Origin of the sequence: Nonomuraea fuscirosea, assembly GCF_003001935.1 — a bacterium.
In the GTDB taxonomy this organism is placed as follows: Bacteria; Actinomycetota; Actinomycetes; order Streptosporangiales; family Streptosporangiaceae; genus Nonomuraea; species Nonomuraea fuscirosea.
Window position 1 is genome coordinate 586741 of the sequence record NZ_PVNG01000001.1, and the last position, 12022, is coordinate 598762.

Sequence of the window (12022 nt, forward strand, 5' to 3'; positions counted from 1 at the left end):
AAGGGGCCGCCGGGCCATCCCGGCGGCCCTAACATTGATGACCATGAGCGAATTGCGCACCAAAGACGAGCACACCCAGGCGATCCAGCGCGATCGCCGGGTGGCGGTGGTGGTGAACACTCGCTCGCGGCGCGGGCGCCGCCACTACTTCGAGGTGATCGAGCAGATCCACAACCTCGGGTTCGAGCCGCTGGCCGAGCTGTCGGTCTACAACCCCAAGCGCCTGCGTGACCTGCTCGACACCGCCCTCGCCACCGACCCCGACCTGCTCATCGTCGGCGGTGGCGACGGCACCCTTTCCTCCGCCGTGCGCCACGTCGCCCACCGCGACGTCGCCCTCGGCGTGCTGCCGCTCGGCACCACCAACAACTTCGCCCGCAGCCTCGGCCTGCCGCTCGACCTGGCCGGCGCGATCAAGGTGTTCGCCGAGGGCAAGGTGGCCGACATCGACCTCGGCATGGCCGACGACCGGCCGTTCGCCAACCTGGCCAGTTTCGGCGTCTCCGTCGAGGTGGCGGGCAAGGTCAAGCCGTGGCTCAAGCGCATCGTGGGCCGCCCCGCCTACCCGCTCACGGCGCTGACGATCCTGCCGGGCCACACGCCGTTCCGCGCCTACATCACGGTCGAGGGCCAGCGCCACGAACTGCTCACCCACCAGCTCAACATCGCCAACGGCCGCTTCCACGGCGGCTGGCAGGTGGCGAGAGACATCAGCATCGACAACGGCATGCTGGTCGCCTACCAGCTCGGCTCGGGCAAGAAGCTGCGCCTGCTCGGCGAGACGCTGCTGCGGGCGACCACCGGCCGCTGGCGCAGCCTCGCGGGCGGGCCGTTCGTGACGGGGCGGGAGATGCTGCTGGAGACCGATCCGCCGATGGCCGCCGACGTGGACGGCGAGGTGCGGCTGCGCACGCCGATCAGGCTGCGCGTGGTGCCGAACGGGGTGCGCGTCATGGTGCCCGCCGCCTTCGACGACCGCTGAGCCCCCCGGGAACCTGCTTCAGGCGTCGGCGAAGCCCTGGTAGGCCTTCGTGAGCGGGCGCGCCAGGTCGCCGGGCGGCGGGAAGACACGCAGCAGCAGGTCGGGGGCGGCCGTCGCGGTCCGCCGCTCCGGGCGGTGCGCCGTGGCCCCGGGAGCGTAGAAGTCGGCCAGGCGGTCGGCGAACGGCACGTCCGGCACCGAGAGCACGTCGGCCGCCGGCTCGTCGGCCAGTGAGCCGAGCAGTTGCTCGCGCGTCCGGCCGCGCCAGGCCAGCACCAGGAACGGATCGTCGTCGAACGACTCGGCCAGCAGGTAGAGCACCGCCGACAGGTGCTTGCAGGGAAACCCCCAGTCGGGGCACGAGCAGTCCATGTCGAGGTCGCGCGGGAACAGGTCGAGCCCCATCGCGGCGAACAGCTCCTCGATCTCCGGCGGCATCTCGCCCGCCAGCAGCTTGGCCCGGTAGACGGCCTGCGCCGCGATCGACTCCTCCACCGCCGTCCAGCGCCGCTCGTCGTACGCCTCGATCCGCACCACGACCTCGTACGGCGTGCGCCGCGACCCCTGCACGGCGGCCCTGACCTCGCCGGCGGACAGGTCGATCGACAGCACCTGGCCCTGCCGGGCGTAGGCGCGGCCGCGCGACAGGCGGCCCTTGTCGCAGATGCGCTCCAGGATGTCGATGAACCGGCGCGACCACCAGGTGGAGCCGATGCTGCCACGCCGGGTGCGGGCCTTGAGCCCGTTCTCGACCTTGATCGGGCCGCCGCCGTCGTACCAGCCGGACATCAGCTCACCCCTTCGGCGGTCAGCGCGAACACCTCGCGCAGCTCCTCGGTCGACAGGTCGGTCAGCCACTCCTCGCCGGTGCCGACCACCCGCTCGGCCAGGGCCTTCTTCCGCTCGATCATCTCGTCCACCCGCTCTTCCAGGGTGCCGGCGCAGATGAGCTTGCGTACCTGCACGTTCTTGCGCTGGCCGATCCGGAACGCGCGGTCGGTCGCCTGGTCCTCGACGGCCGGGTTCCACCAGCGGTCGACGTGGATGACGTGGCTGGCGGCCGTCAGGTTGAGCCCGACGCCGGCCGCCTTGAGCGAGAGCACGAACAGCGTCGGCTCGTCGTCGTTCTGGAACCGGTCCACCAGGCGGTCGCGGGTCTTCTTCGGCAGGCCGCCGTGCAGCCACAGGACCGGCCGCTCCAGCCGCTGGGCGAGGTAGGGCTGGAGCATCGTGCCGAACTCCGCGTACTGGGTGAACAGCAGCGCCTTCTCGCCCTCCGCCAGGATCTCCTCGGCCAGCTGCTCCAGCCGGGCCAGCTTGCCCGACCTGCCCGCCAGCACAGAACCGTCCTTGAGCAGGTGGGCGGGATGGTTGCAGACCTGCTTGAGCCGGGCCATGGCCGACAGCACCAGGCCGCGCCGCTCGATGCCCTCGCTGTCGCCGATCTTGGCCAGCATGTCGTCCACGACGGCCTGGTAGAGCGTGGCCTGCTCCGTGGTGAGCGGGCACCACTCCTTGACCTCCAGCTTCTCCGGCAGGTCGGAGATGATGGACTTGTCGGTCTTGAGGCGGCGCAGGATGAACGGGCCCGTCGCCTGCCGCAGCGCCCTGGCCGCCTGCTCGTCCTGGCGGGCCTCGATCGGCTCCTGGAACCGGGTCCTGAACCGCGAGCGCGGCCCCAGCAGCCCCGGGTTGGCGAACTCCATGATCGACCAGAGCTCGGCCAGGTGGTTCTCCACCGGGGTGCCCGTCAGCGCGAGCCTGGTCCCCGTGGGGATCGAGCGCACCGCCCTGGCCTGCAGCGTGCCGCTGTTCTTGATCGCCTGGGCCTCGTCGCACACGACCCTGCGCCAGGTGTGCCCCTTGAGCGTCTCCAGGTCGCGCTGGGCGGTGCCGTACGTGGTGATCACCAGGTCGGCGCCGTCGATCTCGGCCGCGTCCCTGCCGCTGCCGTGGTGCACGTACACCCGCAGGCCCGGCGCGAACCTGGCCGCCTCCCGCTGCCAGTTGCCCACCAGCGACATCGGGCACACCAGCAGCGTCGGCGCGCCGGGTCCTTCGTGCACGAGCAGCGCCAGCGTGGTGATCGTCTTGCCCAGCCCCATGTCGTCGGCGAGCACCCCGCCGAGGCCCAGCCCGGACAGGAAGCTCAGCCAGGCCAGCCCCCGCTCCTGGTACGGCCGCAGCGTGGCGTCCAGGCCCGGCGGCGTGGCCAGCGGGGTCAGCCGCCGCTCGGCCTGCCCGGACAGCAGGTCGCCGAGCGCGCCGTCGGCGTCCACCGCCAGCAGCGGCGGCTCGTCGTCGTTCTGGACGATCTCGCGCAGCAGGTCGGCGGCGCTCGCCTCGCCCGTACGGCCGCCCTCGACGGCCCGCAACGCCGCCTTGAGCTGCCTGTCGTCCAGCTCCACCCACTGGCCGCGCACCCTGACCAGCGGCACCTTGAGCCTGGCCAGCTCGGCCAGCTCCTCCTCGCTGATCGTCTCCTCGCCCACCGCCAGGTCGACGCGGAAGTCCAGCAGCTCCGCCATGCCGAAGCCCTGGCCGGCGGCGGCCGACTGCGTCTTGGTCCTGGTGGTCAGCTTCAGCCCCAGCCGGGTGCGGCCGGCCCAGCGCGGCAGCTGCACCCCGAACCCGGCCGCCTGGAGCAGCGGCGCGGCCGTGCGCAGGAAGCCGAACGCGCCCGCCGTGTCCAGGTCGAGCGCGCTCGGCTCGGGGACGCGCAGGGCGCGGTCGAGCTCGGGGTAGAGCCTGACCGCGCGGCCCAGTCCGGTCAGCAGGTCGCGTTCCGGCCTGCCGGGCAGTCCCGTTACGCCGTCCCAGAGCGCGGCGGCCGGGACGTACAGGCTGGGGTCGTCGGTGGCCTGCAACGCCAGCTCGACCCGCCAGTCGTCGGTGTCGGCCGGCTCCAGCAGCCGGAAGCACACGCGCGTCGCGCCCTCGGCGGCCACCACCGAGTCGTGCCAGCGTTCCAGCTCCCCGTGCAGCTCGGGGTCGTCGGGGCAGGCGGGGGCGTCGCCGGAGAGGGCGGCCAGCCAGCGTTCCCGGGTGGTCCTCGGCTTTCTGGAGATCAGCGGGGCCGTCAGCGTCGTGCGCGCCACGGCATCGGTGAACGCCTCCAGGGCCTGTTCGAGCACCTCGGCGGAGGGGCGTTCCGTGCCGGCGGTACGGCAGGCCGGCGGCATGGCCAGGGCCAGCTCGCGGAAGTACGCGGCGTCGGCCCCGGTGAGCACCGGCCGCCATCCGGCCCTGGCGTCGTCCGGCGCGACGGCCCACATGCTCATGCCGTCGGCATCGCTCCCGGCCGCTGTGCTCTCGGCCGCTGTGCTTCCGGCCTTCGTGTTTCCGGCCTTCGTGCTGCCGGTCGCCGGGCGCTCGCCGCCGTGGGCAGCCGGGGCGGGCCGCGCCTGGCCGGGGCGGATCAGGCGGGGGAGGACGCGGCCCCGGCGTACCAGGTCGCGGGCGAAGGCGGCGACGGCGGCCCAGTGGCGCATCGTCGCGGTGCCGGTGTGGCCGGCCAGCGCGTCGAGCGCGCCGGGGACGGCGGGGACCACGGCGGGCACCCGCCACAGCCGCAGCCTCGGCCGGGACACCTCCGCCAGCCGGCCGGTCTCCGGCGACGGCAGCGGCTCCTTGGCCGACCCTGGCAGCAGCAGCTCCAGCGTCCGGGCTCCGGCGTCGCCCAGACCGAGCACGGCGGCGACATCCGCGGAGGGCACCGCGAAGGGATGCGGCCGCACCGCACCGGCTCCCCGCGACGAGACCGCGCGATCGGAGTCGAGGCCGCCTCCGCCGCCCCGGCCCCGCGGGGCCGGGGGGCCGCCGGGGTCGGCGGCACCGGGTTGGGGGTCGGTGGTCTCCGCCCAGAAGGCGAGGCCGTCCCTCGTCCAAACCCCGTGTACCAGCACCCGGGCAGGCTACCGCCGGCGGCGGAAGATCGGGGACCGCCACGAAGGCGCGGAGATCGTTTCCCGTAGGATCCGGCTATGAGATTCTCGGGGGCCGAGGACAGGTGGCGCGAGGGACTGGGCACGCTGCGGGACGTCGTCCGCCAGGAGCTCGTCACCCGGCAGCTCGCCGGGCACCTTCCCGCGACCCCCTGCCGGATCCTCGACGTCGGCTCCGGCCAGGGCACGCAGGCGCTCAGGATGGCCGCCAGAGGCCACCACGTCACCGCGCTCGACGCCTCGCGCGAGCTGCTCGGCCTGCTGGAGGCCGGGATCCAGCCGGGCATGCGGGTCAGGACCGTGCACGCCGAGGCCGAGCGGCTGGGCGAGCTGTTCGAGCCGGGCGGCTTCGACGCGGTGCTCTGCCACGGCGTGCTGATGTACTTCGACGACCCAGACCCCCTCATCGCGGCCATGGCCCGCCAGCTCGCCCCCGGCGGCCTGCTGTCGCTGCTGGTGCGCAACGGCGACGCCCTGGCCATGCGGCCGGGCCTGACGCGCGACTGGACGGGGGCGCTGCGGGCGTTCGAGGGCACGGGCTATCGCAACAGGCTCGGCGTGGACGCCAGGGCCGACCGGCTCGACGAGCTGACGGGGCGGCTGGCGGCCCAGGGGCTGGAGGTCCGGCGGTGGTACGGCGTGCGCGTGTTCAGCGACGCCGTGCCGAAGGACGAGCCCGTGCCCGGGGACCTCTACGACCTGCTGGCGGCCGAGGAACGGGCGGGCAGGACCGACCCCTACCGCCGGGTGGCGGCCCTGACCCATCTGATCTGCCAGGTCAGGAGCGGGTGAGCGAGACAGGCGGAGCGGACGGCGGTGAAGCCCGGCTCGGCGGCCCGCGAAGTCGTACCATAGAGGTATGAACACTCCGGGATCGTGGTGTGAGCGGCCGAAGCCGCAGGCTCCCTCGTGCGAGCTCCCGTCCCCGTGGAGCAGGCCGAAGCAGCCCGACAACTGGTGCGGGACCGAGAAGGACCCCGTCACGTCCGTCCTCAAGTTCCTGATCAGGGCCGCCAAGCGCTGAACGGCCCGTGATATAAGGCCGGTCGTCTGGGTAGTCGCCTTCCTCAGCGGAGGAGGCGATCGACGTGAACGACACCCACAAACTGGTCAACGACCTTTCCGAGCAGGTCTCCCGGCTCGTTAAGGACGAGCTCCGCCTGGCCAAACTGGAGCTGGCGGAGAAGGGCAAGCGCGCCGGATTCGGCGCGGGCCTGTTCGGCGCGGCCGGTGTGGCCGCGTTCTTCGGCGGTGCGACCCTCGTGGCCGCCGTCGTCATGCTCCTCGCACTCGTGCTGCCCGGCTGGGCGGCCGCCGCCATCGTGGCGGTGGTGCTGTTCATCGTCGCCGCCCTCCTCGGGCTCTTCGGCAAGAACGAGGTCAAGCAGGCCAAGCCGCCGGTCCCCCGAGAGACCATCGCGAGCGTCAAGGCCGACATCGACATGGTCAAGGAGAGGGCACGGCGATGAGCGAGACGGACCCCGGATACAGCGAGCAGCACGCCGGCAACGTCGGCGCCCGCAGAGCGACCGTGGGCACGCCGACCGAGCACGAGTCGATCAACGTACCCCCGACCAGACCGGGCGCGGCGGAGAACGCGCACCGGGCCGAGGTGGCCCGGCAGGAACACGAGACGTTCATTCCCGAAACCCCCATCCCGGACGAACGGTCCGAGGCCGCCGGGAGCCATCGGACCGAAGAGGAGTCCATGGGCGGGGCCCGCGGGGAGGACGACGACCAGGAGGATGAGGACGACGTGCGCAGAGATATCGAGAAGACCCGGCAGGAGCTGGGCGAGACCGTCAGCGCGCTGGCGGCCAAGACGGACGTGAAGGGCCGGGCGGGGCACGCCGCCGAGCTGGCCAAGGACAAGGCGGGACACGCGGCCGAGCTGGCCAAGGACAAGGCGGGACACGCCGCGGAGCTGGCCAGGGACCGGGCCGCCGGCGCGGCCGACGTGGTCAGGGACAGGGCCGCGGACGTGGCGGAGAAGGTCAAGGCGGGCACGCCCGACCAGGTCAAGGACGTGGCGGCCGAGGCGAGGAAGCGGCCCGTGATGCTGGTCGCGCTGGCGGGCGTGGTGGTCGCGTTCGTGGCGCGGCGCATGATGAGGCGCCGGCGCGCCAAGTAACCGCCGATGTCCCCCGACACGAACCCCGGGAAGGGCCCCCGGAACGACTCCGGGTCCGACCCTCTGAACGACTCCCCGGCCGGCTCGGGGAACGACTCCCGGAGCAGCTCCGGGAACGTTCCCGAGCGGCCGGGCGAGTTACCGCGCAGGGCGTGGTGGGCCGTGCTGCGGCGCACGGTCGCCGAGTTCGGCAACGACCGGGTCCAGGACCTCGCGGCCGGGCTCACCTACTACGCCGTCCTGTCGATCTTCCCCGCGCTGATCGTGCTGGTGTCGCTGTTCCGCCTGCTGGGCCGGCAGGACGCGCAGGCCGTGGTGGGCAGCCTGGTGGCGGTGGCGCCGGCCGAGGTGCGCGAGCTGATCGTCGGCGGCGTGCGTGCGGTCGAGGGGAGCGCGGGCGCGGCCAGCGCCGTCGCGGTGATCGGGCTGCTGGTCGCCCTCTGGTCGGCCTCCAGCTACGTGGCGGCCTTCATCAGGGCGGCCAACGCGATCTACGACATCAGGGAGGGCCGGCCGTTCTGGAAGATCACCCCGTTGCGGCTGGGCCTGACGGTGCTGACCACCGTGCTGCTCACGGTCGGCGCCGTCGCGGTGACGCTGACCGGCGAGCTGGCCGCCGTCGCGGGCGAGGCGCTGGGGCTGGACGACGCCATCGTGACCGTCTGGAACGTGCTCAAGTGGCCGGTGCTCGCGCTCGCCGCCGCCGGGCTGATCATGGTGCTGTACTGGGCGGCGCCCAACGTGCGCCAGCCGGGCATGCGCTGGATCACGCCGGGCGGCCTGCTCGCGGTGGTGCTCTGGCTGGTCGTCTCCGGCGGTTTCGCCCTGTACGTCGCCCGCTTCTCCTCCTACGACCGCACGTACGGGGCGCTGGCGGCGGTCGTGGTGTTCCTGATCTGGCTGTGGCTGTCGAACATGGCGCTGCTGCTCGGCGCCGAGCTGGACGCCGAACTGGTCAGGGCGCGGCGGGTCGCCGCGGGGCAGCCCGTGGAGCGCGAGCCGTACGCGGTGCCGCGCGATCCGCCGAAGGCCGATAACCTGCCCGGGTGATGCGTGCAACGGCCGCCGTCCTGCCGGCCCTGCTGATGGCCCTGGTGGCGCCGCTGACGGCGTGTGGCGCCGGGTCCGCGGTGAGCGACTACGGCAAGGTGATCAAGGGCTCGAAGGGCGCGACCGTGCAGGTACGGGTGCGCCCGGGGCAGCGGTTCTCGCTGGCCGTCCCCGACAACCCGTCGGTGGGCGACAGCTGGGAGCTGGCGGAGGTGCCGGACGCGAAGGTGGCCTCGTTCATCAGCAAGGAGCGTGAGAGCGAGGGCGACGCGCCGGGCTCGGGCGGCACCAGCTACTTCGTCTTCAACGGCAAGCGGCCGGGCACGACCGAGGTGCGCTTGTTCGACTGCTGGCGGTGCGGCCAGGGAAGGACGCCATCCACGGAGGACAGCAGACAGCAGTCGGGCGAGGCGATCTTCGCCGTCACCGTGGCGGAATGAGCCCCCCAGACGCGCGACGAGCGACCCGGATCGTGACGGCAGGCCCCCTGATGACAGACCCGTGACGACAGACCCGTGACGACAGACCCGTGACGACAGACCCGTGACGACAGACCCGTGACGACAGACCCGTGACGGCAGGTCTCAGACCGCCATCGCGCGGCAGAGCACGTCGAGCGTCGTCTCCCTGACCATCTCGGGATCGGCGCCCGCCGCGAGCCGCCGCCGTCCCTCGCCCAGGATGCTCCACCCCAGGTGCGCGACCAGGTCGGGATGTTCGTGGCCGGCCTCGGCCAGCACGTCGCGGAGCGGGGTGATCATCGTCTCGTGCAGCTCGTCGAGCCGGACCCGGCAGCCGGGCGGCAGCTCGGCCGAGACCACCGCGCGCAGCACCGCGTAGTCGGGGCTGGACACGAACGACAGAGTCACCGCCCCGAACTCGCGCACCCGCCCGCGCAGGTCGCCGGGCCCCGACGTGACGCCCGCCAGGCGGGCCCGCCAGCGCGGGACGGCGTCCTCGACGAGCTGGGCCAGGATGTCGGCGGTGGAGGAGAAGTAGCGGTAGACGCTGGAGCGGGCCAGCCCCACGCGCGCCCCGACGGCGGCCGGGGTCAGCCCGGCCGGGCCCTCGGCGACCAGGATCTCCAGCGCGGCCGCCAGCAGGGCCGCGTGCCGGCCGGCACGGTGGTCGGCCACCGTGGCCGCGCTGATCCTCGGCACCGCCTCACTCCTCCTCGGGTCGCCTGCCTCCAGTATCGGGCAGCAGCAGCGTCGCCCCGACCCCGAGGAACAGCACGAGCCCCGTGACGACGGTGACCCGCCGGGTGGCCTCGGCGGCGGCCGCGACGGCCGCGGCGTGCCGCGCGGGGTCCCTGATGGAGGCGACGGCCGCCCCGGCGCTCTCGCGTAAGGCCCTGGCCAGTTGCGGCTGGTCCGACAGCCGGCCGGCCATGGCCGATTCGAGGCCGGTGACCAGCACGGTGCCGAGCAGGGCGATGCCGACGGCCGCGCCGAGCTGGCGGATCGTGCTCTGCAGGCCGGAGGCGGCGCCGGACCGCCTGGCGGGTACGCCGGCCAGCATCACGTTCGGCAACTGGGCGGAGGCGAAGCCGATGCCGATCCCGTACAGGACCAGCCAGGGCACCAGCGTCCACGGGCCGAGCGAGGGCGAGACGGACAGGCCGATCGCGACGGCCGCGGTGGCCTCGATGGCGAGCCCGATCCTGACGATGACCCGCGGCGTCGCCGGCAGCCTGGGCACCAGGCCGCCGGCCAGGAACGTGCCGCCTGCGAGCGAGGCGATGATCAGGCCGGTCGTGAACGCGGTGAACCCGATGGCCGACTGCAGGAACAGCGGCAGCACGAGGATCAGGCCGAACTCGCCGAGCGAGACGATCATCGCGGCGGCGCCGCCGTACCGGAAGGAGGGAATGCTGAACAGGGACAGGTCAAGGACGACCGGCCGGCCCTCCCGTGCCCTGGAACGCTCGACCAGGACGAGGGCCGTCAGCGCGAGCACGGCCAGCGCGAACGCGAACGGGATCGGCGTCCAGCCGAAGAAGCCGTACCGCTGGCCCTCGATCAGCCCGAACACCAGCGCCGACGTGCCGGTCACCGACAGCAGCACGCCGGGCACGTCGGACCCGGCGGCCGCCGGGTCGCGCGACTCGGGCACCTTGAGCGTGCCGAGCAGGACCAGCAGGCCGATTGGCAGGTTCACCCAGAACGCCCAGCGCCAGCCGATGTCCGTCACCACCCAGCCGCCGAGCAGCGGCCCGAGCGCCGCCATGCCGCCGATGATGGAGCCCCAGACGGCGAACGCGATGGTCCTGCGCCTGCCGGTGTAGGTGGCGTTGACGACGGCGAGCGTCATCGGCACCACCATGGACGCGCCCGCGCCCTGGAGCACGCGCGCGCCGATCAGCAGCGCGGCGTTGCCCGCCGCCGCGGCCAGCAGGCTCGCCACCAGGAAGACCGCCAGCCCGAGCGCGAACGTCCTGCGCCTGCCGCGCACGTCGCCCATCCGGCCGAGCGGGATGAGCAGGGCGGCGAACGTCAGCGAGTAGATCGAGTTGACCCATTCGACGTCCGTGGCCGAGAGCTTGAGGTCATCCATGATGGCCGGCACGGCCACGTTCACGATCGTCGCGTCGATGACGATCATCGACATGCCGACGCCCAGGACGAAGAGGGGGAGCCAGCTCTGCCGCTGGCTCCGCCCTGTTTGCGACACCATGTCTCAAACATAGCAACGGGGTGTCGCTAAGCGGTCGGCTAGTCTGCAGATCATGGACTTCATCCGGGTCCGCGCCTCGTCCGACGGCGCGGAGGTGATCTCGTACTGGACCGGTGACGTCTACGGCGTCCAGGACGACGACGGGCCGCACCACCTGTTCGGGTTCGAGGGGCTCAACGTGGCGAGGGCGGTCGAGACCGGCACCGGCTGGCAGCTCCTGACCAGGGAGGCCGCGCTCTACCTCGATCCGGCGAGCAGGCAGGTGCTCGGCACCTGGGACAACCCGTTCACCGGCCGCGCGGTCGAGGTGCGTCACGTCTTCAACGACCCGGTCAACCAGCGGCTCGGCGCCTACCCGGTGCCTGAGACGCGGCTCGGCGGCCAGGTCGTCTACAACGTGGACGTGCGGCTGGCCTATCCCTCGCCGCTCAAGGTCGCCGACTATCCGGACAGCTCGGCCAGTGACACGTACCGGGCGCTGGAGCTGTTCCAGTTCTTCGTCTCGGCCGCCGACCTGGAGTCCGGCGTGCCGGACGTCCCGTGCGTGTTCTCCTGGTGCCGGGTCTCGCCGTGGCTGCCGTGGATGGCGATGGCGCAGCGCGGCGGCGGGCTCGTCTACCACTGCAGGGGCGCCAAGGTGGCCGAGGTGCCCGAGCGGCTGCGCGAGCGGGTCGGCGAGCACTTCCTGCACGCGCCAGCACGCTGGTCGGCGCCCAACGTGACGAGCTGGACCGCCTTCAGGGACGCCCCCACCGGCACCGGCGACGCCCCCACCGCCTTCAGCGACGACCTCACCGGGTTCGGCGACGGCACCACCCGTGAGGTGGGTCGGTGAGCGACGACCTGTTCTGCGAGATCATCGCCGGCGAGCGGCCCGCCCACGTGGTGAGCTCCGACGAGGTCGCCGTCTCCTTCCTCGACGTCCGGCCGGTCTTCAAGGGTCACGTGCTGGTCGTGCCGCGCGTGCACGTCGAGACGCTCACCGACCTCGGCGAGGTGGGCCCGTTCTTCGAGCGGGTCCAGGCCATGGCCCGGGCCGTGGAGGAGGGCCTGGAGGCCGGCGGCACGTTCGTCGCGATGAACAACCGGGTCAGCCAGAGCGTGGCCCACCTGCACGTGCACGTGGTGCCCCGGCAGAAGAAGGACGGGCTGCGCGGCTTCTTCTGGCCGCGCACCAAGTACGACTCCGCCGAGGAGGCCGAGTCCTTCGCCGCCCGCGTCCGCGCGGCACTCTGAGCC

Annotated in this window: 13 protein-coding genes; 9 read left to right on the forward strand and 4 right to left on the reverse strand. The window is 72.9% G+C overall.

The annotated features are described in order from the left end of the window. The first annotated feature begins 43 nt into the window (after positions 1 to 43). Complete coding sequence (locus B0I32_RS02600) at positions 44 to 982, forward strand: diacylglycerol/lipid kinase family protein (protein WP_106234544.1); 939 nt, start codon at positions 44 to 46, stop codon at positions 980 to 982. Between the two features lie 18 nt (positions 983 to 1000). Here B0I32_RS02600 and B0I32_RS02605 read toward each other — a convergent pair whose 3' ends face one another. Both B0I32_RS02605 and B0I32_RS02610 read right to left on the reverse strand, forming a co-directional pair. After that, a complete protein-coding gene (locus B0I32_RS02605) occupies positions 1001 to 1771 on the reverse strand; it encodes an SWIM zinc finger family protein (RefSeq protein WP_106234546.1) in 771 nt (256 codons plus the stop codon). Then, positions 1771 to 4887, reverse strand: a complete 3117-nt coding sequence (locus B0I32_RS02610) for a DEAD/DEAH box helicase (RefSeq protein WP_106234548.1) — start codon at positions 4885 to 4887, stop codon at positions 1771 to 1773. The genes B0I32_RS02605 and B0I32_RS02610 overlap by 1 nt, the downstream gene beginning before the upstream one ends. Before the next feature lie 78 nt (positions 4888 to 4965). On the opposite strand from B0I32_RS02610, the gene B0I32_RS02615 reads away from it, so the two are divergent. The 6 genes from B0I32_RS02615 (at position 4966) to B0I32_RS02635 (ending at position 8547) form a co-directional block, all read left to right on the forward strand. Then, entirely contained in the window at positions 4966 to 5718 is a 753-nt protein-coding gene (locus B0I32_RS02615; protein ID WP_106234549.1) for a class I SAM-dependent methyltransferase, read from the forward strand. Between the two features lie 67 nt (positions 5719 to 5785). Next, entirely contained in the window at positions 5786 to 5950 is a 165-nt protein-coding gene (locus B0I32_RS57415; protein ID WP_181306909.1) for a hypothetical protein, read from the forward strand. A 64-nt stretch (positions 5951 to 6014) separates the two neighbouring features. Then, positions 6015 to 6395 carry a phage holin family protein gene (locus tag B0I32_RS02620; protein ID WP_106234551.1) on the forward strand — a complete coding sequence of 127 codons (381 nt, stop codon included), beginning with the start codon at positions 6015 to 6017 and terminating at the stop codon, positions 6393 to 6395. Continuing rightward, on the forward strand, positions 6392 to 7057 hold the full coding sequence (locus B0I32_RS58720) for a DUF3618 domain-containing protein (protein WP_219911608.1): 666 nt from the start codon (positions 6392 to 6394) through the stop codon (positions 7055 to 7057). Before B0I32_RS02620 ends, B0I32_RS58720 begins: the two co-directional genes overlap by 4 nt. 6 nt (positions 7058 to 7063) lie before the next feature. Then, positions 7064 to 8107, forward strand: coding sequence for a YihY/virulence factor BrkB family protein (locus tag B0I32_RS02630; protein ID WP_106234553.1), 1044 nt, complete (start codon positions 7064 to 7066; stop codon positions 8105 to 8107). Then, complete coding sequence (locus tag B0I32_RS02635) at positions 8107 to 8547, forward strand: protease inhibitor I42 family protein (RefSeq protein WP_106234554.1); 441 nt, start codon at positions 8107 to 8109, stop codon at positions 8545 to 8547. Before B0I32_RS02630 ends, B0I32_RS02635 begins: the two co-directional genes overlap by 1 nt. 144 nt (positions 8548 to 8691) lie before the next feature. Here the strand turns inward: B0I32_RS02635 and B0I32_RS02640 are convergent, their stop codons facing one another. Both B0I32_RS02640 and B0I32_RS02645 read right to left on the reverse strand, forming a co-directional pair. After that, positions 8692 to 9267 (reverse strand): TetR/AcrR family transcriptional regulator, encoded by a 576-nt coding sequence (locus B0I32_RS02640; RefSeq protein WP_106234556.1) that lies wholly within the window; start codon positions 9265 to 9267, stop codon positions 8692 to 8694. A gap of 4 nt (positions 9268 to 9271) precedes the next feature. Next, positions 9272 to 10783 (reverse strand): MFS transporter, encoded by a 1512-nt coding sequence (locus B0I32_RS02645; RefSeq protein ID WP_106234558.1) that lies wholly within the window; start codon positions 10781 to 10783, stop codon positions 9272 to 9274. Between the two features lie 52 nt (positions 10784 to 10835). Here B0I32_RS02645 and B0I32_RS02650 point away from each other — a divergent pair, with 52 nt between their 5' ends. Continuing rightward, the gene (locus B0I32_RS02650; RefSeq protein ID WP_106234559.1) at positions 10836 to 11618 is read left to right on the forward strand and encodes a DUF1838 family protein; all 783 of its coding nucleotides are present in this window, start codon (positions 10836 to 10838) and stop codon (positions 11616 to 11618) included. Continuing rightward, positions 11615 to 12019 (forward strand): HIT family protein, encoded by a 405-nt coding sequence (locus B0I32_RS02655; RefSeq protein WP_106234561.1) that lies wholly within the window; start codon positions 11615 to 11617, stop codon positions 12017 to 12019. Before B0I32_RS02650 ends, B0I32_RS02655 begins: the two co-directional genes overlap by 4 nt. Positions 12020 to 12022 lie beyond the last annotated feature (3 nt).